Consider the following 24,123-nt stretch of genomic DNA (forward strand, 5'->3'; position numbering starts at 1 on the left):
TGGCCCGACCTGCGAGAGGATTTTCATCGGACGATCGTCGGTCGATTGGCGTGTGGCGCCGGCGAGTTGCGCGGCACGAGCGCGCCGAACGGCTTCGACTCGGACGGCGCGTCCGCTGGACGCGACATGCCGAGCGTGGCCGGGAGATCGGCGCTCCCCATGCCGGGACGAACGCGGCCCGGCAACTCGGGCATCGCGGCCGAACCCCACTGCGGCGGCCGTGCGGGGCACTTCGCGGGTGCCGGCAGCGTGCGTTGCAGGCGTGCGTGGGTCGCGATCATCAGACCGAGCGCGACACCGAACACCAGGCCGGAGAAGCGCGGGCCGAGCGGATTGCCGCCGATCGAGGTCGCCGGCAACGCGGCGAACAGCATGATCGCGCGGCCGAGTACCGGCAGCAGCGGCGCGTCGGGCACGACGGCGCGCCAGTAGCGGTATGAGAAAAAGCAGATCGCCAGCGCAGCCAGCATTGCCAGCGGCATGCCGATGCCGAACACGAGGCCGCCGGCGAACAGTTGATAGACCCAGAAGTTGTGACCTGCGGTCCACTCGCGGATCGCGTACAGCTGTTCCTCAGTGAACTGACCCGCGAGGTCGGGCAGATGGACGGGTGAATAACGATAGTAGTGCCCATAGCCTTCGCCGAACAGCAGCGTGTCCGCGGACGAAGTCACCTGGTCGTACTGATTGCGCATTTCAGCCTGACGGGCGATCGTGGTCGGATCCTTGCCGGACGCCGCGTCCCCGGACGCGAAGATGCGCTGCGTCCACTGCGGCGCGACGGTCGGAAAGCTCCAGGCCGCGATGCCGCCTATGCCGGCCAGCACCGCGCCGGCGACCACGCTGCGGACAAGTATGCGGCGGATAGACGGCGCGCTCAGCGCTATCGCGAGCAGGAACAGCAGCACTGTGCCGACCAGCAGACTGCGGGTTTCGCTCAGCAATTCAACGACGATGGTGGCCGCGAATGTCGCGACGGTGTAGAACGAGAAGCGCCGCGCCACGACGAGTTCGTGCAACAACACGCCTTGCAATCCCAACAGCGTCACGGAGACGAGCCGCAGGCGCACCTCGTCGAGACCGCCGGCGGCGGCCATCCCACAGATAAAGGTGATCACGAGGCTGATCATATTGGCGAGGAACAGCGTCTTTTCGAATTGCGCGAGCCGGTATTCGCTCCACGGGCGGCAAGCGACGAGGTAGCCGACCATGAACAGCACGAAAGGTAGCAGGGTGCGCAGATAGTTGCCGGTGTCATTGCCCTGAGCCAGCTGGGCGACGATGCTGCCGAACACGCAGAGCAGCGTGCTGAGCGTGACGACCGAACGCAGTCGCGAAGGTTCGTGGAAGCGGGGGGCGATCAGCAGCAGCGCAAGGCCCGCGGCGATCGACGGCAAGACCAGCAGGCGTTCCGCAAAGTGGGCCGTGTTCGCGTCGGTCGCCTTATAGTCCAGCGCGAGCGGTAGCAGAAAAATCCAGATCCAGGGCGTTGCATACTTATGGCGCATTGCTGATCCTCCCCGTCGACGCCGTTTCGCCGTCGGTCTACTGCGGACGTCGTGCACCGAACCATTGTGTGAAGGAATCTCCCGGGTTGTTAGTTACCCGGACCGCACTCGACGCTGGTTGCCTGGGTTTTGGCGACCGGGGCAAGGGCTGTCAATGCCAAGGCGTGACGGACTGCGTGCCGGCCATCGGCTCGCATTCATCGATGACCGTGGTCTCATCGGCGTCGACCTCGCGCTGCTTTCATTCACCGACGGCGCCGGGTCCAGTGGCGCTGCTCCGCAGGTCGCGCGGATCGGTAGGTATGCGGCGGTGAAGAATCAACTGTAGGGACGGTGCGCGTTTTTCGGGAAGTCCTCATGCAGGTGACCGATGCGCGTCTTGTGCTGCATGGAGTGGTTGAGGCTCCGACCTCAATGATGCGCGATCACGTCGCGCGTGTCGGGCAACTGCTCAGGCGCAGCGTCGATCGGCGGCTCGATCTGGAGTTCGGATTCACGCATCGCCTGTGTTGCGAGACGCTGTGCCGCTTTGCTGCTCGAATCGATCTGCAGGGCAATGCCGGCGTCGCGCGACATGCACGTCCAACGCCCGATGTAACCGCAGCCGCGTGCGAGGCTGAGTAGCGCGTCGCGCTGCTGTTCGAGTGTATGCACCGTGGCGCGCAGGCGCAGTGCATCGCGGTTGTCAGGCTGTGCGGCGATGGCTGCGGCGAGGCGCGTTTTTGTTGCCGACAGATTGTTCGCTTGCAGACTGGCACGCGCGGCTCTCAGATTCCTCGACACATCGGCGAGCAGTTTATCCGCCGGGCTGATTGGCTGATTGACGGTGGCGCGCCTGGGATCCGGCGTTGCCAGCGCGACGCGGCGCTGCGCGAGTGGTGATGCGACCGGTGGTGTAACTGGCGAGGAATGCAACGACGCGAGGCTTTGCGGGACGACGGCGGGCTGCCGTTGCGCGATGACGGTGGGCTGCCGCTTCGGGAGGACGGTGGGCTGCCGCTGCGCGATGACGGTGGGCTGCCGCTGCGGGAGGACGGTGGGCTGCCGCTGCGGGACGGCGGTGGGCTGCCGCTGCGGGACGGCGGCGGGCTGTCGCTGCGGGAGGACGGCGGGCTGCTGCTGCGCGATGACGGTGGGCTGCCGTTGCGGGAGGACGGCGGGCTGCCGTTGCGCGATGACGGCCGGCTGCCGTTGCGGGAGGACGGTGGGCTGCTGCTGCGCGATGACGGTGGGCTGCCGCTGCGGGACGGCGGCGGGCTGTCGCTGCGGGAGGACGGTGGGCTGCTGCTGCGCGATGACGGTGGGCTGCCGTTGCGGGAGGACGGTGGGCTGCTGCTGCGCGATGACGGCGGGCTGCTGCTGCGCGATGACGGCGGGCTGCCGCTGCGGGAGGACGGCGGGCTGCCGTTGCGCGAGGACGGTGGGCTGTCGCTGCGGGACGACGCTCGGCTGCCGCCGCTGCGCTGCGACCGCGCCAGGTCGTCCGGCAACGGGAATGGACGGCTCGCCGTTCTGCAACTGCACCTTGCCGGTGACCGCGATCTGCGTACCCACGCGCGAGTCGTCCTCGTGGACGAAACCCAGATAGACGGCGGATGTCGCCACTAGCACCGACGCCCCCACCACGATGGGCTTGCGCAACCGCCGATAGACGCTCGTTGCGGCCACGGGCTCTTCGATCGAGTCGTAGCGCTTGACCAGTGCGCGCGACCGCGGGCTCCAGATTCTGCGCGGCGGCAGTGTCGTGGCGAGCATCGACCGAGGATGACTCAACGGAGCCCGCAATTCCCGCGATGATGCGGCGCGTGCATCGAACGTGTCGACCGGCAGAGCCCGGCACGAAGCACAAGGCGACAAGCGGCCGGCTAGCGGCGCACCGCACTGCCCGCATCGCCGGGAATCTTGCTGATTGGAGGTCGTGTCGCTAAGCATGGCCAGCTCGCTAATGGGCGTCGAATGTCGACGCCACGATTCGAAGAACAGGGCACGGCAACAAGACTTGCATGCAGGGGTTACTACTGGGTGACGACGTAACCCCGTGCCTGCATGCATGCGCCATACGCGGCCCAATACCGTGTCATGGGCGGCTCGGGTGCCGGCAGCGGTGGCAGCTTCACGCCAGACGCCGCGTTTGCCTGTGACGAACTGGCCATCGCCGCCCCCGATGCGCCGAGGTCAGCGATCGTCCCCGAAGCCGCCATCGCGGCGGTGGCTGGCGTGCCCGCCGTGGGCGCGCTTGCCGGTTTCGCCGCCGAGGCGCCCGTGGCCATTGCTGCGGTCGCCGCTGGCGCGCGCGCGCCGGGCTCGGCCGCGGCGGCGGGCATGCTCGCGCTCATCGGCACAGCAGAGATGGTGTGGGACGGTAAGGGCGGACTCGACGGTACGCCGGTCGACGAGGCTTTGCGGGCAGGTGCAGCGGGCGGCGGAATCTGCGATTCGCGCACCGTGTTGACCTTGGTGACCCGGTTCGCTTCCGCATAGCACAGCGCGCGGTCGGCGCCTTGCTGATAAGGGCTTTGACTTTTGATTGGATAGGTGAGTGGCTGCCATGCGAAGGCAGCGCTGCTGATCACCATTAGCGTCAGTACGATATATTTTTTAAATGCCATCGCATTCACTCCCCCAGCGATGTTTCGCTTTTGTCATTGGCCATTGCGCTTCGCGGCGTGTCCTGTTGGCTGTTGATTCTGCCGCTGAACAGCGGCTTACTGTCGCGAAGGTTGTTCGTTGGAGCGTAGCACGCAGATTGCCGAAGCAATGCCCCGGATAGCGCGCGAAAACGCCATCCTGCTGTCCATTCAAGACACTTTGATGCGAGATGGCGGGAAACGGCGCAAAAACCAGGGTGAACCCAGGGCGCGATGAGGGTCGTCAGGAGAGGACGATGAAAAACGTACGGTACTGCTATAGCGTGCTCGTCCCTTTGCCCCGTAATCCTTCCAGCGGAACGTCACGCCACGTTCGTCGGATGCGACCAGGCGCTGTAGACCTGCGACCTCGTTTCCGGGCTACATTCGACCGGGTTATGTCAGCGACGGGGCGTTGGGGATTTCCCTGGGGTTGCGAAAATCGCGGCCGCCCGCACCCGGGCAACGCTCGGAAAAGTTGCAGCGGCCTGCTCCAGGCACGCGCGGCAGCACGTGATGATCCGAGCGCAAGCTATTGTTTTTGTTATGAATAATCTGTGGTGGCCGCGTTCCGATGCGGCCCCGGGCGTTCAGACTTAAGTGAACAAAGTTCAAACTTAAGCGAATCTCAACAATCAACGCCACATCCCTTCTTGAATTTGTCACCACCCGTCCATATAATTAGCACTCGCTGCACGAGAGTGCTAACAACATCGCCGGCTGGCTCAACCAGCCGGGTTTTCTCAGCGTTCTTCAGTCTCAATCAAGAGAGGAGTATGTATGAACCTTCGTCCTTTGCATGATCGCGTGATCGTCAAACGTCTGGATCAAGAAACCAAGACTGCGTCGGGCATCGTGATCCCCGAAGCCGCAGCGGAAAAGCCGGATCAAGGCGAAATCCTGGCAGTCGGCCCGGGCAAGCGTGACGACAAGGGTGCACAAATCGCACTCGACGTGAAGGTTGGTGACCGCGTCCTGTTCGGCAAGTACGCAGGCCAGACCGTCAAAGTCGACGGCAACGAACTGCTCGTGATGCGCGAAGAAGACATCATGGCCGTGGTGCAGAAGTAAGCGCTGGTCGCTACTTTTCCCGGTCATATCCCAAAGAATTCAAGGAGTTAGAAGATGGCAGCTAAAGACGTCGTATTCGGTGATTCCGCCCGTGCCAAGATGGTTGAAGGCGTGAACATCCTCGCTAACGCTGTGAAGGTCACGCTGGGCCCGAAGGGTCGCAACGTTGTCCTGGAACGCAGCTTCGGCGGCCCGACGGTCACCAAGGATGGTGTTTCGGTCGCGAAAGAGATCGAACTGAAAGACAAGCTTCAGAACATGGGCGCACAAATGGTCAAGGAAGTGGCTTCCAAGACCAGCGACAACGCAGGTGACGGCACCACGACCGCAACGGTTCTGGCTCAGTCGATCGTCCGCGAAGGCATGAAGTACGTTGCATCGGGCATGAACCCGATGGACCTGAAGCGCGGCATCGACAAGGCTGTGACGGCCGCGATCGAAGAACTGCGCAAGATCAGCAAGCCGTGCACGACCAACAAGGAAATCGCTCAAGTCGGCGCGATCTCGGCGAACAGCGATTCGTCGATCGGCGACCGTATCGCTGAAGCGATGGACAAGGTTGGCAAGGAAGGCGTCATCACCGTTGAAGACGGCAAGTCGTTGCAAGACGAGCTGGACGTGGTCGAAGGTATGCAATTCGACCGCGGCTACCTGTCGCCGTACTTCATCAACAACCCGGACAAGCAAGTTGCTGTGCTCGAAAACCCGTTCGTGCTGCTGCACGACAAGAAGGTTTCGAACATCCGTGATCTGCTGCCGGTACTGGAACAAGTCGCCAAGGCTGGCCGTCCGCTGCTGATCATCGCAGAAGACGTCGAAGGCGAAGCGCTGGCTACGCTGGTTGTGAACAACATCCGCGGCATCCTGAAGACGGTTGCTGTCAAGGCTCCGGGCTTCGGCGATCGTCGTAAGGCCATGCTGGAAGACATCGCGATCCTGACCGGCGGTCAAGTTATCGCTGAAGAAACCGGCCTGACGCTCGAAAAGGCAACGCTGGCGGAACTGGGTCAAGCGAAGCGTATCGAAGTGGGCAAGGAAAACACCACGATCATCGACGGCGCTGGCGAAGCTGCAACCATCGAAGCACGTGTGAAGCAAGTTCGCACGCAAATCGAAGAAGCAACGTCGGACTACGACCGTGAAAAGCTGCAAGAGCGCGTGGCCAAGCTGGCTGGCGGTGTTGCAGTGATCAAGGTCGGCGCTGCGACCGAAGTCGAAATGAAGGAAAAGAAGGCACGTGTCGAAGACGCACTGCACGCAACGCGCGCAGCTGTGGAAGAAGGCATCGTGGCTGGCGGCGGCGTCGCACTGATCCGTGCACGTACGGCAATCGCTGGTCTGAAGGGCGCTAACGCCGATCAGGACGCAGGTATCAAGATCGTGCTGCGCGCGATGGAAGAGCCGCTGCGCCAGATCGTCACGAACGGTGGCGAAGAAGCCAGCGTCGTGGTGGCAGCTGTTGCTGCTGGCCAAGGCAACTTCGGCTACAACGCAGCAACCGGCGAGTACGTCGACCTGGTTGACGCAGGTGTCGTGGACCCGACGAAGGTGACGCGCACGGCGCTGCAAAACGCAGCTTCGGTCGCTGGCCTGCTGTTGACCACCGACGCAGCTGTTTGCGAACTGCCGAAGGAAGATGCTCCGATGGGCGGCGGTATGCCCGGCGGCATGGGCGGCATGGGCATGGACATGTAATTTCCGATTGGGCCTCACTCGTATCTCATTTGAGGCCCAGTTGGAAACACATAGGGAGCTGCGCCGCGAGGCGTGCACCCCAAAAGAAAAAACCCGCAGAGATGCGGGTTTTAATAATGGTCAGCCTGACCGCAACGGCCCAATCGGCTTATGCCGATTGGGCCGTTTCCTTTTTCGGGCAGTCATCACAGCAAAAGACAACGTGCTATAAGCGCCTGCGGCTTTGCATCAAAGACCACCAACGGCGTTTAAGGCCATGATATAAGCGATAAGGATCGGTACTGTTCCGTCGCACCAGACGACGATATAAAGCGATGAGTTTTCCGTAGCCCTGTTTCCATTTACGTTCAGTCTCGTCGCGCGTTGTTGCTTGATTTAGCCAGTTGAACTCGCGGTGTTCGGTTGAAACGGTAGCAGGAACATCGAAGAGAACTACATATGCAATGCGGGCATTGGCCGTGACATTCGGTCCGGCTCCGTGCAATGTACGACCTAGGTGCACCGTGCACCCGCCAACTGGCACCGGACAAAAGACTGCGTCTTCAGGATTGAATCCGTCGTAACATTCAATCCCGTGTGAACGCTCCTTGCCCGCGAGTTTCCTGTGAGGCTGAACGCCCCAGAGGTGCGAACCTGGAATAAAACGCAGACAGCCGTTCTCGACTGTGGCTGGTTGCAGTGGTAGCCAGAAGCTCACTTCCTGGTATGAGAACCTTGGATCGTGGAAGGCTTCGTCCTGATGCCACGGGGTCTCAGGGCCGGCTATTGGCGGTTTGTAGAAGAGGTGATCTCCTGCAATCCGCGCGCGGGGACCCAGAATCTGTTTAGCCAGCGAGTCAAGACGTTTGTGATAGTCCATCCGGCGCAACCGCGGATTGAAGTTACTCGGCGTAAGCAATTGAGTAAGAGCGGTCGACGCGAGCGGATTCTCGCCGACAAAATCAAACAGCGCGCCTTCTTGCGCGCCGGTACCGGCGAATATCAGTTGCTCGCAGATGCTTCTCAGTTCAGCAATTTCCTCGGGGAATGCAACGTTCTCAAACGAACTGAAGCCGCGCTTTTTAAGCGCAGCAATTTGTTCGGTGTCTAAACCGTTTGGTTTGATTCGGTCGGGATGGGTAATTTTGGTTTTCACGTTTTTCTAGCCGAATGAGAAATTGGAGCAATCCCGATAATCCTAATCAACACGGTTTGTCACATATGTGCGAAACCGCCTATTTCGACGCTTTTACACGACCGTCATCTGCCATTGCACGTTGCGATTGTCCCTTTTGAGGCGTGGACGAAACCGCCAGCGAGGTAATGGGGGCACCGATTGAATGCTGGTGATATGTGTGAGAAAACCCGTTCTGTTTATATGTTGGGAAATCGGCAACCCGGACAAGCAAGTCGCTGGCCTGCTGTTGACCGACGCAGCTGTTTGCGAGCTGCCGAAGGAAGATGCTCCGATGGGCGGCGGTGTGCCCGGCGGCATGGGCATGGACATGTAATTTCGGTTGGACCTCTCTCGTTAGAGGCTCAGTTGGAAACACATGGGGAAGTGCGCCGCGAGGCATGCTTTCCAAAAGAAAAAACCCGCAAAAACGCGGGTTTTTTCTTTTGGGGCAAGCGGTGAGACGTTCCGTGGGCCGCTCAGCGGGGATCCGCCAGACAGTTATCGTGCAAGTAGGTGAATAGTTTCGCTACGCTTTCGGCCGGCGTTTGCGTTGCGGTGTCGATTCTCAACTCAGGGTCGGCCGGGGCTTCATAGGGTGCGGATACCCCGGTGAACGACGCAATCTCGCCAGCCCGGGCTTTGGCATAGAGACCTTTTGGATCACGACCGGCGCAAGCGTCGACGGAGGCTGACAGGTAGGTCTCGATAAAATTGCCGGGCCCGACGATCTCGCGCGCCATCGCTCTGTCTTCGCGCATGGGCGAGATAAGCGCTGTGATGACAATGAGGCCCGCGTCGTTCATCAATTGAGCCACGTGCGCCACTCGGCGAATATTTTCACGCCGGTCTTTCTTGTCAAAACCGAGATCGCATGCCAACCCGTGGCGGATATTGTCTCCGTCGAGGACATAGCACGCGTGGCCTAGCGATACGAGTCGCTGTTCGAGTTCGAAAGCGATGGTTGACTTGCCCGCCCCGGATAACCCGGTCAGCCAGATCGTAACCGGCTTGTGGCGGAATATTTGCATTCTGTCGCGGGTAGTGACTTCGCCGTGGACGCGTTGCAGGAAAGTGCGGGGATCGTCCGAGGCCCCCATGGGCAGGGGAACTGGAATCGGCGAAGACATAGGCTTACATGACCGGATTACGATTCGTAAAGCTTAACCTGACGATAAGAGGTGCGTTGTAACGTTTTATTACAAGTTCGAAAGTGTATTTACACCGAAGTGGAGGGTAGAGGGCTGTTTGAAAAGAAAAAACCCGCAGATATGCGGGTTTTTTGGATGCCGTCTTATTACAGCTGTAATGCTTGCCATGCGCCTGCCGCTCATGCAGTCGAAGCTTAGTGCCGCGCCTCGCCCGGCGCCGCGTCCTTGCCGGCCGCAGGGGGCGTGTCGTCGTCGCTGCTGCGGGCCCAGAAGAAGCGGTCCGGCATATAAGCACCCATTCCCGGCCGGAATGCGTTGCGCACCGCCTGATACAGATACTCCTGCGCCTCGCGCACGGCTTCCGCCGGCTCCTGGCCGTTGGCCAGCAAGGCGGCAATCGCGGAACCGAGCGTATCGGTGATGCCCATGATCCGATGGCTGCCGCGGTCCCACATATCCTGGCGCAGTTGGCCGTCTTCGCTGAACAGCGTATTGACGAGCCGGTGCGTGCCCGTTTCCGTCGACAGAATGTACTCGCAGCCTTGCGAAAGCAGATGCGAAATCGCTGCGTCGAGGCTCGGCGCTTCGGCGTCGCCGTCCGGCTGGGCGAGGGCGAGCAGCGTGGCTGAATCGGCCACCAGCAAGGTGGTTTGCGGCGCCAGCAGGTCGGCGATCGCTTCGCGCAGTTCGTCGGCGGCGAGCACGTGTTCGTCGTCGAGCGTGAAGTCGGGGGCGAGGATCAGCGGGATGTCGTCGTAATCGGCGACCACCTCGGCAATCGCGCTCACCACTTCCGCGCGCGTGCATCCGCCGACCTTGAACGCGGCGATCGGCATGTCTTCGAGCAGCATCCGAGCCTGGGTCGCGACCACTTCAGGGTCGAGCCCGGTGACTTCGTCGCAGCTTGCCGAGTCGCGCACGGTGTAACCCGTGAGCACGGAGACGCCATGGCAGCCCATGCTGGCAAGGGTCATCAGGTCCGCTTGCAGGCCGGAGCCGCCGGTGGGATCGGAAAGGCCGAAGGTGAGGACGATCGGAGGCGTGTCGCTGGGCATGAAAATTTGCAAAAAGGGGCTGTATTTAGGCGCAGAGGGTGCGCAATCGGCTCAATTATGCGGCCTAAACCGTTGTGAAGGCGTTTTTTCGCATTCTTCGGCGGCGAGGGCTCCATTAAGTCGCAATATGATACGGATTGACGCGATCCGCATAGTCCGAGGTCGTCGCGTCCTACGTTTGACGGCCCCTGATCCAGTGCGCGCCAAATCTTCGTATTCAGTCCCGGTAATGATAGTGCGGACTTCGCAACCGTCCCCAACCCTGTAAGCGCGGCGTCTGCTGCCGGCGCTAGACGACAATGTGCGCACCGTCACTACGACCCGCACAGTAGGTCGGGAACCATAACGTAATGCACCGCCCGAGAGCTTTTTCGGATTTTCCCACTGGACGCGCCTTTCAGGCTTTGCGTCAGCGCTGGCACATCCACTTTCGGTGACTAGTTCATCAACAGGTGCCCGTGCTTGCCCTCACCGTCGAACTCGCACACGTTGCCAAAACGCTGCGCGTGTCATCAAGAATCTCATTGGTGAAAGCGCCATGCTGGTGCTTGGTCAGGAAGACCAAATACACCCGCGTCGTAAAACTGAATGCCTGCCGTGCCGAAGGTCGTTGTCAGTATTTATAGACCGGTAATATAGTCGTGGCTATGAACCGACTCCAAGCCTACAAATATGAACTCATGCCCACTACCGGGCAGGCGCGTGATATGCGCGGCTTCGCGGGCTCATGCCGGTTCGTATTTAACAAGGCGCTGATTTTGCAAAAGGAGAACTACGAGGCAGGCAGAAAATTCATCAGCTATGTCGAGATGGCGAAGCAACTGACGGCATGGCGTAATGGTGCTGACACGCCGTGGCTCAAGGACGCTCCGACTCATCCATTGCAACACGCCTTAAAAGACCTTGAGCGTGCCTACAAGAACTTCTTCGCCAAGCGCGCAGGTTTCCCGCGCTTCAGGAAGAAGGGGCGGTCAGACAGTTTCCGTTATCCCGACCCGAAGCAATTCAGGATCGACCAAGCGAATAGCCGCATTTTTCTGCCCAAACTCGGCTGGCTACGCTATCGCAATAGTCGGGATGCGCTGGGCACGGCGAAGAATGTTACCGTCAGCCAGTCATGCGGCAAGTGGTTTGTGTCGATCCAGACCGAGCGCGAGGTTGGGCAACCTGTGCCGCAGGCGGCAGGTATGGTTGGCATCGACATGGGCATCGCCCGCTTCGCGACCCTGAGCAACGGCACGTTCTACGCCCCGCTCAACAGCTTCAGGCGGCACCAGGCACGGCTTCGTAAAGCCCAGCGGGCCATGAGCCGCAAGGCAAAGTTTGGCAAAAACTGGAAGAAAGCAAGATCCCGCGTCCAGCGCATTCATGCCCGCATCGGTAACGCCCGTCGAGACTACCTGCATAAGACCACGACCACAATCAGCCAAAACCACGCGATGGTTTGTGTCGAGGACCTGCAGGTTCGGAACATGTCCAGATCGGCAGCAGGCAGCACCGAGCGGCCGGGCAAACACGTTCGGGCCAAGTCTGGCCTGAACAAGGCCATTCTCGATCAGGGATGGTTCGAGTTTCGCCGCCAGCTGGATTACAAACTGGCGTGGAATGGCGGCTACCTCATCGCCGTGCCGCCGCAGAACACGAGTCGGGCGTGCCCCCGCTGCAACCATGTATCAAAGGACAACCGCCAGACGCAATCACGGTTTGCGTGCATGTCATGTGGATATGAGAATCACGCCGACGTGGTCGGCGCGATCAACGTTTTAGAGCGCGGACAGCGCTTGTTAGCCTGTGGAGAGACGGCGCAGTCAGGCCGCTCCGTGAAGCAGGAACCCGCCGAAGCGACTCAGGTAGAAACCGCCTGAGCGCCGTAGGAATCCCCGTCGTTTATGGCGGAGAGGATGTCAATGCTAGGCATTGGGGCGGCAACACGGTACCATCGTGGCTCCCGTTTCCACGGACTCTACGACGCGACACAAGAATGGAATATCAAAGCTGGATGTGCCTGATTTGCGGCTGGATTTACGACGAAGAAGCCGGTTTGCCGGACGAAGGCATTGCGCCGGGCACCCGCTGGGAGGACGTTCCGATTAACTGGACCTGCCCGGAATGCGGAGCGCGCAAGGAAGACTTCGAGATGGTCCAGATCTGAGGTTCGAGGGGCAAGCGGCGGTGTCCAGTAGCGTGCCATGCCGTGTGCCTGCGGCGCGGCGTTTTGCAGGCGGCGCAGGCCGGATCGAACGCGGTTCATGCGTTCACAACGCAACCCCAACGCGTCGACACGGAACGTCGCCGGTTGCGCCGTGTCGCAGCGGTAGTCTGTCATTGTCCTGTCGCCAGTTCGCGCGTTAGCCGAGCAGTCTCTCGTGCGGCGCAAAGCGGCGGCCCGTCAGCTTCCTGTCGCCTGCCATGACTCTTCGATCCGCTGCACCTGATTCCTTCGATGCATTGCCGAATCCACGCGGCGGCGCTGTGCGTTCCGCGGAGCTGGCGCTGGCCGAGGCGCTGCTGGCATTCGAACAACGCAGCGAGAGCACTGCGGCGCTGCTGCGTGCGTCGCACGCATTGCGCGAGGCCGGCTGGCTGAGCGCGCAGCGCTTCGCCGACGCGCTGGTGCGGCTTTCGCCTTTGGCCGACGAGGGTGAACCGGCTAACGCCGCTGACGCGGGCAGCGCACGGCCCGTGTTCGGCGCGGCGTTGCGCGATTTCCGCGCGGCGCTCGAGCGCCACAACTTGCGCGAGCTGTCTTGTTCGCCCACTCTGTTCAACCACTATCGCGCGCTCTGTACCCGTCTGTCCGAGCACACGCCCGGTTCGCCCGCCGCTTTCGAAGACCTCGCGCTGAGCGCACGCCCGGTGCCGCCGGTATCGCTGCATGCCCAGTCCGCGGATCAATTGGGCCATTTGCGGGCACGCTATGAGCGCGCGCTGCTGCCCGTGTTGCGCGCGCAGCCCGATAACAGCGGTGCCGCGTTGGCGTTCACGAACGCGGCGCTCGACGAACTGGACGTCGTCCTGACCGAACTTGCCGGCCCAGACCCTTACGATTTCTGGCGCCTCGCCAAAGCTTGCGCCAAGGCGCTGCGCGTCAGCGGCCGCGCCGCCGGAGAAGCCGACGCGCGGCGTTTCTATGCGCGCTGCAACCTGACACTGGCCGATCACGCGCGCGGCATCGAGCGCGCGCCGCGTTCGCTGGTGCGCGCGACGCTGGCGCTGCTGTGGCGCGACTACGCGTTGTACGGTGCTGCGGCGGAAGACGCCGATCAGGTCGACGTGCTGCACGACTATGGCCTGACGGTCGATTGGCATGTTGCGGGCACCCAGGCATCCGAAATGCTTTGGGAAGCCGGCGCCGTGCAGGCACAGGCGATCAGCGCGACCCACAGCACGCTGACGCGTGAGTTGGGCGTGTTGACCGTCAACGCCCATGCTTATGAAGATTTCCTGCAGACGGCGGATGCCTCGATTTCGGCGCTGGCCGAGCATGCCCGTGCGGCCGATCAGCCCGAGAAAGCCGATCCGAGCGAAGCGCTGCAGGCGGGCGACGCCGCCTACCGGCTCGGCGCCGCCGCGTGCGCGCTGGGCCTTGGCCACGTGGCACTGGTTGCCGATGCGCTCGGGCTTGCGTGGCGCCGCCGCGCGCACGCCGGCGTATCGACGCCGGCGGTGCGCGCCCACGTCATCGTCGGCGCGCCGGCGGCGAGCACGCTCGAGCAGGCTGCCGAAGCGTTGCGCGCGATGCTGCACAAAGTCGCTGCGGGCGTCGCGCCGGCAGGCAGCCGCGCCGCGCTGGCGGCATTGACGCGCGCGATCGAGCAGGGCGGCGCCTGAACGGTTGCGCAATCAGCAGCAGGTGCTGCGCGCCGGTAAGCATCCTCATGCCGGCCGCGGCGGCGAGCAAGGTTCGAACCCGGAGGCACGCGATATGCGTGTCGCAAAACACCGCTAACCGCACCGTGGACAAGGCCTGCGTGCGTGATAGAGTGCAACTTGATTCGCCGTCGATGGCTCGCGGCGCAGTTCATCGCGCACATCGCGGTCCCGCGCTCAAAGCCCGCCATCCTGCACCGTCTTTGCTAAAATCCTAACTATGTCCAAGAGTACCGATCGCATCAATCTGACCAACCAGTTCCTGATCGCCATGCCGAACATGGCGGACCCCACGTTTTCAGGAACGGTGGTCTACCTTTGCGATCACAGTGAGCGCGGTGCGCTCGGCCTCGTGATCAACCGGCCGACCGATATCGACCTGGAAGCGCTCTTTAGTCGCATCGATCTCAAGCTCGAGATCGAACCCCTTCTCCATGTGCCGGTGTATTTCGGCGGCCCGGTGCAAACCGAGCGCGGCTTCGTGCTGCACGATCCGAAAGACGGCAATGCGTATACGTCGTCAATGTCGGTGCCGGGCGGGCTCGAGATGACCACTTCGAAAGACGTGCTCGAAGCCGTCGCGAGCGGCACCGGCCCGGAACGCTTCCTGCTCACGCTCGGCCACGCCGGCTGGGGCGCGGGTCAGCTTGAAGAAGAGATTTCGAAGAATGGCTGGCTCACCGTTGAAGCCGACCCGAAAATCGTTTTCGACGTGCCTGCCGAAGAGCGCCTCGAAGCGGCGCTCGCGCTGCTCGGCATTTCGCTGTCAATGCTGTCGGGCGAAGCAGGTCACGCATGAAAGGTGACGCATGAGTCCGCCGGCCGGACGTGAGGCGACGCTGCTTGCGTTCGACTATGGTGAAAAGCGGATCGGCGTGGCGGTGGGCAATTCGCTCACCCGCAGCGCACGGGCGCTCGTGATCGTGCAGAACCGCAGCCGCGAATATCGTTTCGAGGCGATCGGCAAGCTGATCGCCGAGTGGAAGCCGGACGCGCTGGTGGTCGGCTTGCCCATGCACCCGGACGGCACGCCGCACGAAATGACCCAACTCGCGAAGCGCTTCGGCAATCAGCTGAATGGCCGCTTCAATCTGCCGGTGACGTGGATCGACGAGCGCTATTCGTCGGTCGAGGCGAAGGCGGAAATCCGCGCCGGCAACGGCCGCGCCGACATGCTCGACGCCGAAGCCGCCAGCATCATCCTCCAGCAATATCTAGACGGACTTCCCGACGATCATGAGTTCCATTGACGCCGAAGCGCTCTACAGCGCCTTGCTCGAGCAGATTCGTGCCGTTTACGGTGACAGGCTCGGCGCCGGGCAAGACAGTGCGGACGGCGCCGTGCTGGCCGGTATCTACAGCGGCGGCGCGTGGCTTGCCGAACGCCTTGCGCGCGACCTCCGCGTGCCGAACTTCGGCGTGGTGAATGTCGCGCTGCATCGCGACGATTACGCCAAGAAGGGCTTGCACTCGCAGGCGAGTCCGACCTCGCTGCCGTTTTCCGTGGACAAGCGCCACATCGTGCTGGTGGACGACGTGCTGTACACCGGTCGCACGGTTCGCGCGGCGCTGAACGAGCTGTACGACTACGGCCGTCCGGCGTCGGTCGAACTGGCGGTGCTCGCCGATCGCGGTGGACGCGAGCTGCCAGTGGCGGCGCGGTTCGTCGGCGGCGTGGTGCAAGTGCCCGCCGAGGCCACGCTCGTGCTGACCCGCGAAGAGAGCGGGGCCGACGGCAATCAGCGTTTCACCTTTCACACCGAAGCCCGCGTCGATTGAACGCGGCTTTGCGCATTGAGCAACAAGCAGGTACACCATGAACACCGCCACCCAAGGCCCCCAGGATTCGGCCGACAGCGCCACCGAGCGCTTCCGTTATGGCTTCCTGAGGGGCAATCCGCAGCTCACGAAAAACGGCGAGCTCAAACATCTGTTGTCGATCGAAGGCTTGCCGAAGGCGATCGTCAATCACATTCTCGATACCGCCGACCAGTTCGTCAGCGTGACCGATCGCGAAGTGAAGAAGGTGCCGCTGTTGCGCGGCAAGTCCGTGTTCAACCTGTTCTTCGAGAACTCGACGCGCACGCGCACGACCTTCGAGATCGCCGCGACGCGTTTGTCGGCGGACGTGCTGAATCTGAACATCAATGCTTCGTCGACGAGCAAGGGTGAGTCGCTGCTCGACACGATCAACAACCTCTCGGCAATGCATGCCGATATGTTCGTCGTGCGTCATGCATCGAGCGGCGCGCCGTACCTGATCGCCCAGCACTGCGCGCCGCACGTGCATGTGATCAATGCCGGCGACGGCCGTCATGCACACCCGACCCAGGGTCTGCTCGACATGTACACGATCCGCCACTACAAGAAGGATTTCACGAATCTGCGCGTGGCGATCGTCGGCGACATTCTGCATTCGCGGGTCGCGCGCTCGGACATTCATGCACTGACCACGCTCGGCGTGCCGGAAGTGCGCGCGATCGGTCCGCGCACGCTGCTGCCGGGCGGTCTGGAACAGATGGGTGTGCGCGTCTTCCATAACCTCGACGAAGGCCTGAAAGACGTCGACGTGATCATCATGTTGCGTCTGCAAAACGAGCGAATGAGCGGTGCGCTGCTGCCGTCGGCGCAGGAGTACTTCAAGAGCTGGGGTTTGACGCCGGAGCGCCTTGCGCTTGCCAAGCCCGATGCGATCGTGATGCACCCGGGGCCGATGAATCGTGGCGTCGAAATCGATTCGCAGGTGGCCGACGGCCCGCAATCGGTGATTCTGAACCAGGTCACGTTCGGCATCGCGGTGCGCATGGCGGTGATGGGGATCGTCGTGGGCAATCACGATTGATCTCGCAACTGACTCGCGCCACGACGCAACGAGCTTAACCAGCTCAAAGCGCGTCCAGGGCGCCACGGCACACAACGAGCACGCGTCAAGTCACGCACAACTTAGCTGAACGCCTGGTTAAACCGCCGGGCTAAACATAAGGCAGCGCATGAAGATTCATATTCAAGGCGGCACGCTGATCGATCCGGCAGCGGGCACCGAACAGCAGCAGGACATTTTTATCGAAGCGGGCAAGATCGTCGCCATTGGCAACGCGCCCGCTGATTTCCACGCAGAGAAGACGATCGACGCCAAAGGCTTGTCGATCGCGCCGGGCCTCGTCGACCTGTCCGCGCGCTTGCGCGAACCGGGCTACGAACACAAGGCGACGCTCGAATCCGAAATGGCCGCGGCGCTCGCTGGCGGCGTGACGAGTCTCGTGTGTCCGCCGGACACCGATCCGACGCTCGATGAACCGGGCCTCGTCGAGATGCTCAAGTTCCGCGCGCGCAATCTGAACCAGGCGCATGTTTATCCGCTCGGCGCGTTGACCGTCGGCCTGAAAGGCCAGGTCATCACCGAGATGGTCGAGCTGACCGAGGCGGGGTGTATCGGCTTTTCGCAGGCCGACGTGCCGGTGGTCGACACGCAGGTCTTGATGCGCGCGTTGCAGTACGCGAGGACCTACGGTTACACCGTGTGGCTGCGTCCGGTCGAGGCGTATCTTGGCAAGGGCGGCGTGGCCGCGAGCGGCGCGCTGGCGTCGCGGCTTGGGCTGTCGGGCGTGCCGGTGTCGGCTGAGACGATCGCGCTGCACACGATCTTCGAGCTGGTCCGCGTGACGGGGGCACGAGTGCATCTGTCGCACGTGTCGTCGGCGGCGGGCATCGAGTTGATGCGCGCGGCCAAGGCCGAAGGCTTGCCAGTGTCGTGCGACGTCACCGTGAACCATGTGCATCTGATCGATCTCGACATCGGCTATTTCGACGCGCAATTCCGGCTCGATCCGCCGTTGCGCCAGCAGCGCGATCGCGAGGCGATCCGTGCGGGTCTCGTCGACGGCACGATCGACGCGATCTGCTCCGACCACACGCCGGTCGACGACGACGAGAAGCTTCTGCCGTTCGCCGAAGCCACGCCGGGCGCGACGGGCCTCGAGCTGTTTTTGTCGCTCACGGTCAAGTGGGCCGACGAAGCGCGCGTGCCGTTGGCCAAGGCGCTGAACCGCATCACCACGGCGCCGGCCGACGTGTTGAAGCTGGACGCGGCGGGCCGCATCGCCGTGGGCGCCGTCGCCGATCTCTGCGTGTTCGACCGCAATGCGTTTTGGCGCGTCGAGCCGCGTGCGTTGAAGAGCCAGGGGCACAACACGCCCTTCCTCGGCTATGAACTGCCGGCGCGCGTGCGGGCGACGATTGTGTCCGGTCACGTCGCGTTCGAACAGCGCTAATATCCGCGTCATTGCCCAGTTACGGAAAGCTCCGACAATGAAGCTCGCGTTACGCAAGGCCTGTCTCATCGCGCATCTGCTGCACGGCATGTGGATCGTCGCGACACGCTTTCCCAAGGCTAGCGCCGAAGCACGTCACACGCTGAATCGCGAATGGTCGCTGAAAATGCTGCGCTTATGCGGCATGCAGCTCGTCGTGCATAACGATAGCGCGCGGCTCGACCGCGGCGCGCTGGTGGTCGCCAATCACATTTCGTGGATCGACATCTACGTGATCAATGCGTGGCGGCCCACGCCGTTCGTCTCGAAGGCCGAGATCCGCAACTGGCCGGTGGTCGGCTGGCTGGCGCAGCAATTGGACACGGTGTTCATCCAGCGCGAGAAGCGCAGCGATGCGAAGAGGATCATGCACGAACTGTCCGACCGCCTGAGCGCGGGCGAACTGATGTGCGTGTTTCCTGAAGGGACGACGTCGAACGGTCTGACGCTGCTGCCGTTTCACGCCAATATGTTCCAGGCCGTCGTGTCGGCCTCGGTGCCGGTGCAGCCGCTGTGCATCATGTATGAAGATTCGCAGGGCCGGCAATCCACCGCGCCTGCGTATATCGACGATGTGACACTAGCTGATTCGCTGAACATGCTGTTGCGCGGCGGGCCGTTGACCGCGCATGTGTATGTCGGTGCGCCGCTTGCGCCGGGTGCGGATCGGCGCACGCTGGCGGCGGAGGCGGAAGGGGTGATTGGGATGGCGTTGCGGGAGATGCAGCGTGGCATGACGAGGTCCGGTGCTGCGATCGCGGCGTCGATTTCATCGCCCAGTGCTTTTGACGCCTCCAACGCCTCGCCGACGCTGATCGAGCCGGTCGATCAGCCCGGCCGGTCGGCCTAAGGAATCGGCTTAGTCGCCGCCGCCTGGCACGCGGCAAGTCTCGCAGTCGACCTGGGTTAGCGTGCGCTCTGCGGGATTTTGCGCAAGACGCACGGCGGAGAGTTTTTCACCCCATACGCAGCCGGAATCCAGGCCGATCAGATTGTCGCGCAAGGTCAAACCGAGCGCGGCCCAATGGCCGAACACCACGGTGACGTCGGCGGTCTTGCGCGACGGCACGTCGAACCACGGCATGCTGCCCGGCGGCGCGGAATTCAGGCCGCCGCTGCTGCTGAAATCCATCGCGCCTTCGGCATTGCAGAAGCGGATGCGCGTCAATGCGCTGCACGTCAGGCGCAGCCGCTCGATGCCCTTGATGCCGGGCGTCCAGCGATTCGGCTCGTTGCCGTAGAGCCCCGCGAGCGTTTCTTTCCAGTTCGGCGCGCGCAGCGCCCGCTGCAGTTCGTCGGCGAGCTCCATCGTCAGGGCGGCGTCCCATTGCGGCAGTACGCCCGCATGCACCATCAGCATCCCCTTGTCGAAATGCGCGAGCGGACGATGGCGGACCCATTCGAGCAGATCCGCGGCATCGGGCGCGGCGAGAATGTCGTCGATCGTGTCGCCTTTCTTCGATTTGCGAATTCCCACCGACACCGACAGCAGATGCAGGTCGTGATTACCCAGCACCGGCACCGCGCGGTCGCCTAGCGCAATGATGTCGCGCAGCGTGGCGAGCGACTCGGACCCGCGGTTGATCAGGTCGCCCGCGAACCACAGCGGTGTGTCTTCAGGCGGCGCGGCCTTGGCCAGCAGCTGCTGGAACGGCGTGCGGCAGCCTTGCAGGTCGCCGAAAGCGAGAGGTAGCGGGTGCGGTTGCTTGACGACAGCAGATGCGGCGGTAAAAGCGGCAGAAGCAGCAGAAGCAGCAGAAGCAGCAGAAGCAGCAGAAGCAGCAGAAGCAGCAGAAGCAGCAGAAGCAGCAGAAGCAGCAGAAGCAGCAGAAGCAGCAGCGGCGGCGGAAGCGGTGGAGGATGTCATCGAGAAGTCGGTGCAGTTCGATACACGCAGTTACGAACAAGGCGTGCCGCGTTGGGCGGTGCAACATGCTAGCGTGACATAATAGCCCGTTTGAGGCCGGGATATCGCGGCATACGCCGTCAGGAGCCGCCAGCAACCGGGACTGGCGGGGGCGTTGTCAGGAGCGCCGCCGCTGGTGCGCGCAATATTGCACCACAACAGGTTGACTGCTCCCCTCCCTAAAGGAAGGGGATTCCCACTTCACAGACGGCAACCCAACTTCATCTCAAAGAGACATGGGACTTACGCTTTCTCCATGGGCTGACGCCGCCAGTCCGGCGGCCAAAACATTGCGCGCAGCGTTGATGTCGCGATCATGGATGCTGCCGCATTCCGGGCAGGTCCATGCGCGGATATTCAGCGGTATCTTGACCGCTGTATGTCCGCAATCGCTGCATCGTTTGCTTGACGGGTACCACTTGTCGATGCCGACCAACGTGCGTCCGTACCACTGCGCTTTGTACTCTAGTTGCCGGGTGAACTCGGACCAGCTTGCGTCGCTGATCGACTTTGCAAGGCAACGGTTCTTCTGCATGTTGCTGACGGCAAGGCTTTCGATGGCGATCACTTGGTTTTCGTTTATCAGCCGGCTCGAAAGTTTGTGCAGGAAGTCCCTTCGGGAATCTGCCGTTCTGGCATGCATTCGTGCAACTTTGAGCTTCGCCTTCATGCGATTGGCGGAACCCTTTTGCTTCTTCGCTAGTCGCCGTTGCAGCTTGGCGAGCCTAGCCTCGTTCTTTCGGAACGTGTTAGGGGCCGCGATCTTCTCGCCGGTAGAAAGGATGGCGAAGTGCGTCAGACCCAAGTCGATGCCAACTTTGCCGGATACCTCAGGCTTCGCGCTTACTGCGTCATCGCACAGCATCGAGACATGGTATCTGCCCGATGCGTCTTTCGACACCGTGGCGGTCGTTACCTTCGCTCCCTTCGGGATAGTGCGTGACCATCGAATCGCAAGAGGCGCATCCATCTTCGCGAGTTTCAATGACGCACCATCCCACTTGAAAGCGCTCGTCGTGTACTCGGCAGACTGCGCGCCGTCCTTGCGCCTGAAATTCGGATACTTCGCGCGCTTGGCGAAAAAATTCGCAAATGCCGTTTGCAAGTGGCGCAAGGCCTGCTGCACCGGAACCGAACTGACTTCGTTCAGCCATGCGTGCTCGGGTGTTTTCTTGAGCGCCGTGAGCGCTGCGGAGGTTTCGTGATATCCGACTCGTTCCTGACGCTGATACCACGCATCGGTACGCAACCGAAGCATGTGGTTATAGGCAAAACGCGCGCACCCAAACGTCCTGGCAAGAATCGCTTCTTGCTCGGGCGTAGGGTAGAACCGGAATCGGTATGCACGCTTAATGTCCATGCTTCACACAATATCATATGTTTGTGTGAGATTGAAAATCTGGTGAAACAGCCTCGCGGCTGCGCTCCTTTCACTCCCCGCCCTGAGGGGCGGGGAGTGAAAGGAGCAAATCTGATGAACCTCGTGAACGGAGAAAGCATGTCGTCTTTTCATGCGCAGCAACCTATCCGCACGCTCGTCACCGGGGCGAGTGGCTTCACGGGCCGCTATCTGGTCGACAATCTGCTCGGCCGCGGCCATACCGTGATCGAAACGGTGGCCGGGCGCAACGAGCCTGAAACGCCAACCCGCATCAGGCTCGACATTACGTCGCCCGACGCATGCCGGCGCGTGATCGAAACGGTGCGGCCCGATTACATTGTGCATCTGGCGGCGATCAGCTTCGTGGGCCATAACGATCCGCTCGACTTTTACCGCGTCAATGTGATCGGCACGCTGAATCTGCTGGAGGCCTGCGCGGCCGTTGGCCATACGCCCCGTAAGTTGTTGATCGCGAGTAGCGCCAATGTTTACGGCAATGTGACGAGCGACGCCATTGACGAAACCTTTCCGGTTACGCCGGTGAATCACTATGCCGCTAGCAAGGCGGCGATGGAGACGATGGTGCGGACGTGGTTTGACAGGTTGCCGATCTTGATCGTGCGGCCGTTTAACTACACTGGACGCGGGCAGGCATCGAATTTTCTGGTGCCGAAGATCGTTGAGCATTTTGCGCGGCGTGAGTCGGCTATCGAGTTAGGTAATATCGACGTGGCGCGTGATTTTTCGGATGTGCGGTATGTGGCGAGCGCGTATGAGGCTTTGCTCGAATCTGAGGCCGCTGCCTCGGAGACGGTTAATGTCTGTACTGGTACGCCTTATACGCTGCGAGAGATTCTCTCGGCGGCGAGCGCTCTGACCGGTCATGAGCTCGAGATCCAGATTAATCCGGCTTTCGTGCGACAAACTGACGTGAAGATGCTGGCCGGCTCGCCCGCCAAGCTGCGCTCGCTGGTGCCGGAAGTCGAGGCGATTCCGTTCATGGATACGCTTCGTTGGATGTTGGCGGCTTAATCGGTGTAACCGGCTGTATCTGCGCGCATCTGCCGTTATCTTATGTTGCGATGCCGCGTCAAATCACTCCTTGCTAGTCAATAGAAACCAAACTTGTCAAGCCGTTTCAAGTTGTTAGGGTTCTAGTTTTTGCCCCGCGCGGCTTTATAATCGGGCCTTTATAAGATTGGCGTCTGAGCGCCTGCCCGCTGTGCGAGGGGTGGCGCCGGGCGCTGACAAGACAAACGCCACAACGCGAGGCGCGTAGATCGTCGGCGAACCGGCTTCGATCTGCCACCAACATCTGGAAGGGAAATTCATGATCCTGGTAACGGGCGGTGCCGGCTTTATCGGCGCCAATTTCGTGCTCGACTGGCTCAATGCGTCGGACGAAGCGGTGCTGAATGTTGACAAGCTGACCTACGCCGGCAATCTGGGTACGCTCAAGTCGCAGCAGGCCAATCCCCGGCACGTGTTCGTGCGGGCCGATATCTGCGATCGTGCCGCGATGGATGCGCTTTTTGCCGAGCACAAGCCGCGTGCCGTGCTGCACTTTGCGGCTGAAAGCCATGTGGATCGTTCGATTCACGGCCCGGCTGATTTCGTGCAGACCAATGTGGTCGGCACCTTCACGCTGCTCGAAGCCACCCGTCAGTACTGGAATACGCTCGGCGAGGCCGACAAGGTCGGGTTCCGTTTCCTGCATGTCTCGACCGACGAAGTGTTCGGCTCGCTCTCCGCTACCGATCCGCAATTTTCCGAAACCACGCCGTACGCGCCGAATAGCCCTTATTCGGCCACCAAGGCGGGTTCCGACCATCTGGTGCGCGCCTACCATCACACGTATGGCCTGCCGGTGCTCACCACGAACTGCTCGAACAACTACGGTCCGTACCAGTTCCCTGAAAAGCTGATTCCGCTGATGATCGCCAATGCGCTCAGCGGCAAGGCGCTGCCGGTGTACGGCGACGGTCAGAACGTGCGCGACTGGCTATATGTGGGCGACCATTGCAGCGCGATCCGCGAAGTGCTTGCGCGCGGTACGCCGGGCGAGACGTACAACATCGGCGGCTGGAACGAAAAGAAGAACCTCGACGTCGTGCATACGCTGTGCGAACTGCTCGATCAGTTGCGTCCGAAGGCAGGCGTCTCGTACCGCGATCAGATCACCTACGTGAAGGATCGTCCGGGCCACGACCGCCGTTATGCGATCGACGCCCGCAAGCTCGAGCGCGAGCTCGGCTGGAAGCCGGCTGAGACGTTCGAGACCGGCCTCGCCAAGACGGTTCAGTGGTATCTGGACAATCAGTTGTGGTCTGACGAAGTCGCTTCGGGTGAGTATCGGAAGTGGGTTGAGACCAACTACGCGCAGCGCGCGTAAGGGC

The 24,123-nt window shown here is 61.8% G+C and carries 24 protein-coding genes; 16 read left to right on the top strand and 8 right to left on the bottom strand.

Translation table 11 applies throughout. The features are described from left to right. Positions 1-23 precede the first annotated feature (23 nt). Positions 24-1,508 carry an O-antigen ligase family protein gene (locus tag AYM40_RS02980; RefSeq protein ID WP_063494919.1) on the bottom strand — a complete coding sequence of 495 codons (1,485 nt, stop codon included), beginning with the start codon at positions 1,506-1,508 and terminating at the stop codon, positions 24-26. Positions 1,509-1,662: 154 nt separating this feature from the next. On the opposite strand from AYM40_RS02980, the gene AYM40_RS37895 reads away from it, so the two are divergent. Then, on the top strand, positions 1,663-1,836 hold the full coding sequence (locus AYM40_RS37895; RefSeq protein WP_181448400.1) for a hypothetical protein: 174 nt from the start codon (positions 1,663-1,665) through the stop codon (positions 1,834-1,836). A gap of 83 nt (positions 1,837-1,919) precedes the next feature. Here the strand turns inward: AYM40_RS37895 and AYM40_RS42175 are convergent, their stop codons facing one another. After that, a complete protein-coding gene (locus AYM40_RS42175; protein ID WP_063494920.1) occupies positions 1,920-2,423 on the bottom strand; it encodes a hypothetical protein in 504 nt (167 codons plus the stop codon). Between AYM40_RS42175 and AYM40_RS42180 the strand changes: the two genes are divergently transcribed. Further along, positions 2,418-3,116, top strand: coding sequence for a hypothetical protein (locus tag AYM40_RS42180; protein WP_063494921.1), 699 nt, complete (start codon positions 2,418-2,420; stop codon positions 3,114-3,116). The two genes, AYM40_RS42175 and AYM40_RS42180, sit on opposite strands and share 6 nt — an antisense overlap. A 407-nt stretch (positions 3,117-3,523) precedes the next feature. Here AYM40_RS42180 and AYM40_RS42185 read toward each other — a convergent pair whose 3' ends face one another. Beyond that, the gene (locus AYM40_RS42185) at positions 3,524-4,117 is read right to left on the bottom strand and encodes a hypothetical protein (RefSeq protein WP_082854919.1); all 594 of its coding nucleotides are present in this window, start codon (positions 4,115-4,117) and stop codon (positions 3,524-3,526) included. A 798-nt stretch (positions 4,118-4,915) separates the two neighbouring features. On the opposite strand from AYM40_RS42185, the gene groES reads away from it, so the two are divergent. Both groES and groL read left to right on the top strand, forming a co-directional pair. Beyond that, positions 4,916-5,206, top strand: a complete 291-nt coding sequence (gene groES, locus AYM40_RS03000; protein WP_007178996.1) for a co-chaperone GroES — start codon at positions 4,916-4,918, stop codon at positions 5,204-5,206. Positions 5,207-5,260: 54 nt separating this feature from the next. Continuing rightward, on the top strand, positions 5,261-6,901 hold the full coding sequence (groL, locus tag AYM40_RS03005) for a chaperonin GroEL (protein ID WP_063494923.1): 1,641 nt from the start codon (positions 5,261-5,263) through the stop codon (positions 6,899-6,901). A gap of 205 nt (positions 6,902-7,106) precedes the next feature. Here the strand turns inward: groL and AYM40_RS37910 are convergent, their stop codons facing one another. Then, positions 7,107-8,036: a phytanoyl-CoA dioxygenase family protein gene (locus AYM40_RS37910; RefSeq protein ID WP_082854920.1), complete on the bottom strand. Its 930-nt coding sequence runs from the start codon at positions 8,034-8,036 to the stop codon at positions 7,107-7,109. Positions 8,037-8,235: 199 nt separating this feature from the next. Between AYM40_RS37910 and AYM40_RS41205 the strand changes: the two genes are divergently transcribed. Further along, the gene (locus tag AYM40_RS41205) at positions 8,236-8,391 is read left to right on the top strand and encodes a hypothetical protein (RefSeq protein WP_158515230.1); all 156 of its coding nucleotides are present in this window, start codon (positions 8,236-8,238) and stop codon (positions 8,389-8,391) included. A 142-nt stretch (positions 8,392-8,533) separates the two neighbouring features. Here the strand turns inward: AYM40_RS41205 and cysC are convergent, their stop codons facing one another. Both cysC and AYM40_RS03020 read right to left on the bottom strand, forming a co-directional pair. Continuing rightward, positions 8,534-9,184, bottom strand: a complete 651-nt coding sequence (gene cysC, locus AYM40_RS03015; protein WP_181448401.1) for an adenylyl-sulfate kinase — start codon at positions 9,182-9,184, stop codon at positions 8,534-8,536. 215 nt (positions 9,185-9,399) lie between these two features. Next, positions 9,400-10,260, bottom strand: a complete 861-nt coding sequence (locus AYM40_RS03020) for a hydroxymethylpyrimidine/phosphomethylpyrimidine kinase (RefSeq protein ID WP_063494925.1) — start codon at positions 10,258-10,260, stop codon at positions 9,400-9,402. 647 nt (positions 10,261-10,907) lie between these two features. Here AYM40_RS03020 and AYM40_RS03025 point away from each other — a divergent pair. The 9 genes from AYM40_RS03025 to AYM40_RS03065 all read left to right on the top strand — a co-directional run bounded on the left by AYM40_RS03025 (position 10,908) and on the right by AYM40_RS03065 (position 19,290). After that, positions 10,908-12,125, top strand: a complete 1,218-nt coding sequence (locus tag AYM40_RS03025) for an RNA-guided endonuclease InsQ/TnpB family protein (RefSeq protein WP_063494926.1) — start codon at positions 10,908-10,910, stop codon at positions 12,123-12,125. A 116-nt stretch (positions 12,126-12,241) separates the two neighbouring features. After that, positions 12,242-12,412 carry a rubredoxin gene (locus tag AYM40_RS03030; RefSeq protein WP_006047743.1) on the top strand — a complete coding sequence of 57 codons (171 nt, stop codon included), beginning with the start codon at positions 12,242-12,244 and terminating at the stop codon, positions 12,410-12,412. A gap of 257 nt (positions 12,413-12,669) precedes the next feature. Further along, positions 12,670-14,091, top strand: coding sequence for a hypothetical protein (locus AYM40_RS03035; RefSeq protein ID WP_063494927.1), 1,422 nt, complete (start codon positions 12,670-12,672; stop codon positions 14,089-14,091). A gap of 259 nt (positions 14,092-14,350) precedes the next feature. Continuing rightward, the gene (locus AYM40_RS03040; protein ID WP_042327851.1) at positions 14,351-14,929 is read left to right on the top strand and encodes a YqgE/AlgH family protein; all 579 of its coding nucleotides are present in this window, start codon (positions 14,351-14,353) and stop codon (positions 14,927-14,929) included. Positions 14,930-14,939: 10 nt separating this feature from the next. Then, positions 14,940-15,380: a Holliday junction resolvase RuvX gene (ruvX, locus tag AYM40_RS03045; protein WP_063494928.1), complete on the top strand. Its 441-nt coding sequence runs from the start codon at positions 14,940-14,942 to the stop codon at positions 15,378-15,380. Further along, positions 15,367-15,909: a bifunctional pyr operon transcriptional regulator/uracil phosphoribosyltransferase PyrR gene (gene pyrR, locus AYM40_RS03050; protein WP_063494929.1), complete on the top strand. Its 543-nt coding sequence runs from the start codon at positions 15,367-15,369 to the stop codon at positions 15,907-15,909. The genes ruvX and pyrR overlap by 14 nt, the downstream gene beginning before the upstream one ends. A 37-nt stretch (positions 15,910-15,946) precedes the next feature. Further along, on the top strand, positions 15,947-16,972 hold the full coding sequence (locus AYM40_RS03055; protein WP_063494930.1) for an aspartate carbamoyltransferase catalytic subunit: 1,026 nt from the start codon (positions 15,947-15,949) through the stop codon (positions 16,970-16,972). A gap of 148 nt (positions 16,973-17,120) precedes the next feature. Then, a complete protein-coding gene (locus AYM40_RS03060; RefSeq protein ID WP_063494931.1) occupies positions 17,121-18,401 on the top strand; it encodes a dihydroorotase in 1,281 nt (426 codons plus the stop codon). Positions 18,402-18,438: 37 nt separating this feature from the next. Next, positions 18,439-19,290, top strand: coding sequence for a lysophospholipid acyltransferase family protein (locus tag AYM40_RS03065; RefSeq protein ID WP_063494932.1), 852 nt, complete (start codon positions 18,439-18,441; stop codon positions 19,288-19,290). Between the two features lie 9 nt (positions 19,291-19,299). On the opposite strand, the gene AYM40_RS03070 is transcribed toward AYM40_RS03065, so the two are convergent. Continuing rightward, complete coding sequence (locus tag AYM40_RS03070) at positions 19,300-20,307, bottom strand: symmetrical bis(5'-nucleosyl)-tetraphosphatase (protein WP_082854921.1); 1,008 nt, start codon at positions 20,305-20,307, stop codon at positions 19,300-19,302. 265 nt (positions 20,308-20,572) lie between these two features. Continuing rightward, a complete protein-coding gene (gene tnpB, locus AYM40_RS03075; protein ID WP_063494933.1) occupies positions 20,573-21,706 on the bottom strand; it encodes an IS200/IS605 family element RNA-guided endonuclease TnpB in 1,134 nt (377 codons plus the stop codon). Positions 21,707-21,844: 138 nt separating this feature from the next. Between tnpB and AYM40_RS03080 the strand changes: the two genes are divergently transcribed. After that, a complete protein-coding gene (locus tag AYM40_RS03080) occupies positions 21,845-22,759 on the top strand; it encodes a GDP-mannose 4,6-dehydratase (protein WP_063497815.1) in 915 nt (304 codons plus the stop codon). 298 nt (positions 22,760-23,057) lie between these two features. After that, the gene (rfbB, locus tag AYM40_RS03085) at positions 23,058-24,119 is read left to right on the top strand and encodes a dTDP-glucose 4,6-dehydratase (protein WP_063494934.1); all 1,062 of its coding nucleotides are present in this window, start codon (positions 23,058-23,060) and stop codon (positions 24,117-24,119) included. The last annotated feature ends 4 nt before the right edge of the window (positions 24,120-24,123 follow it).

Source organism: Paraburkholderia phytofirmans OLGA172, assembly GCF_001634365.1.
Classification (GTDB): Bacteria; Pseudomonadota; Gammaproteobacteria; order Burkholderiales; family Burkholderiaceae; genus Paraburkholderia.

Coding starts and splice junctions, on each gene's coding strand:
- tnpB (WP_063494933.1), bottom strand. CDS start 21,706: ATGGACATTAAGCGTGCATACCGATTCCGGTTCTACCCTACGCCCGAG.
- cysC (WP_181448401.1), bottom strand. CDS start 9,184: ATGTCTTCGCCGATTCCAGTTCCCCTGCCCATGGGGGCCTCGGACGAT.
- AYM40_RS03025 (WP_063494926.1), top strand. CDS start 10,908: ATGAACCGACTCCAAGCCTACAAATATGAACTCATGCCCACTACCGGG.
- AYM40_RS02980 (WP_063494919.1), bottom strand. CDS start 1,508: ATGCGCCATAAGTATGCAACGCCCTGGATCTGGATTTTTCTGCTACCG.
- AYM40_RS03055 (WP_063494930.1), top strand. CDS start 15,947: ATGAACACCGCCACCCAAGGCCCCCAGGATTCGGCCGACAGCGCCACC.
- AYM40_RS42185 (WP_082854919.1), bottom strand. CDS start 4,117: ATGGCATTTAAAAAATATATCGTACTGACGCTAATGGTGATCAGCAGC.
- groL (WP_063494923.1), top strand. CDS start 5,261: ATGGCAGCTAAAGACGTCGTATTCGGTGATTCCGCCCGTGCCAAGATG.
- AYM40_RS03060 (WP_063494931.1), top strand. CDS start 17,121: ATGAAGATTCATATTCAAGGCGGCACGCTGATCGATCCGGCAGCGGGC.
- AYM40_RS37895 (WP_181448400.1), top strand. CDS start 1,663: ATGCCAAGGCGTGACGGACTGCGTGCCGGCCATCGGCTCGCATTCATC.
- AYM40_RS03030 (WP_006047743.1), top strand. CDS start 12,242: ATGGAATATCAAAGCTGGATGTGCCTGATTTGCGGCTGGATTTACGAC.
- AYM40_RS42180 (WP_063494921.1), top strand. CDS start 2,418: ATGCAACGACGCGAGGCTTTGCGGGACGACGGCGGGCTGCCGTTGCGC.
- rfbB (WP_063494934.1), top strand. CDS start 23,058: ATGATCCTGGTAACGGGCGGTGCCGGCTTTATCGGCGCCAATTTCGTG.
- ruvX (WP_063494928.1), top strand. CDS start 14,940: ATGAGTCCGCCGGCCGGACGTGAGGCGACGCTGCTTGCGTTCGACTAT.
- AYM40_RS03035 (WP_063494927.1), top strand. CDS start 12,670: ATGACTCTTCGATCCGCTGCACCTGATTCCTTCGATGCATTGCCGAAT.
- groES (WP_007178996.1), top strand. CDS start 4,916: ATGAACCTTCGTCCTTTGCATGATCGCGTGATCGTCAAACGTCTGGAT.
- AYM40_RS03080 (WP_063497815.1), top strand. CDS start 21,845: ATGTCGTCTTTTCATGCGCAGCAACCTATCCGCACGCTCGTCACCGGG.
- AYM40_RS03070 (WP_082854921.1), bottom strand. CDS start 20,307: ATGACATCCTCCACCGCTTCCGCCGCCGCTGCTGCTTCTGCTGCTTCT.
- AYM40_RS03040 (WP_042327851.1), top strand. CDS start 14,351: ATGTCCAAGAGTACCGATCGCATCAATCTGACCAACCAGTTCCTGATC.
- AYM40_RS03065 (WP_063494932.1), top strand. CDS start 18,439: ATGAAGCTCGCGTTACGCAAGGCCTGTCTCATCGCGCATCTGCTGCAC.
- AYM40_RS03020 (WP_063494925.1), bottom strand. CDS start 10,260: ATGCCCAGCGACACGCCTCCGATCGTCCTCACCTTCGGCCTTTCCGAT.
- pyrR (WP_063494929.1), top strand. CDS start 15,367: ATGAGTTCCATTGACGCCGAAGCGCTCTACAGCGCCTTGCTCGAGCAG.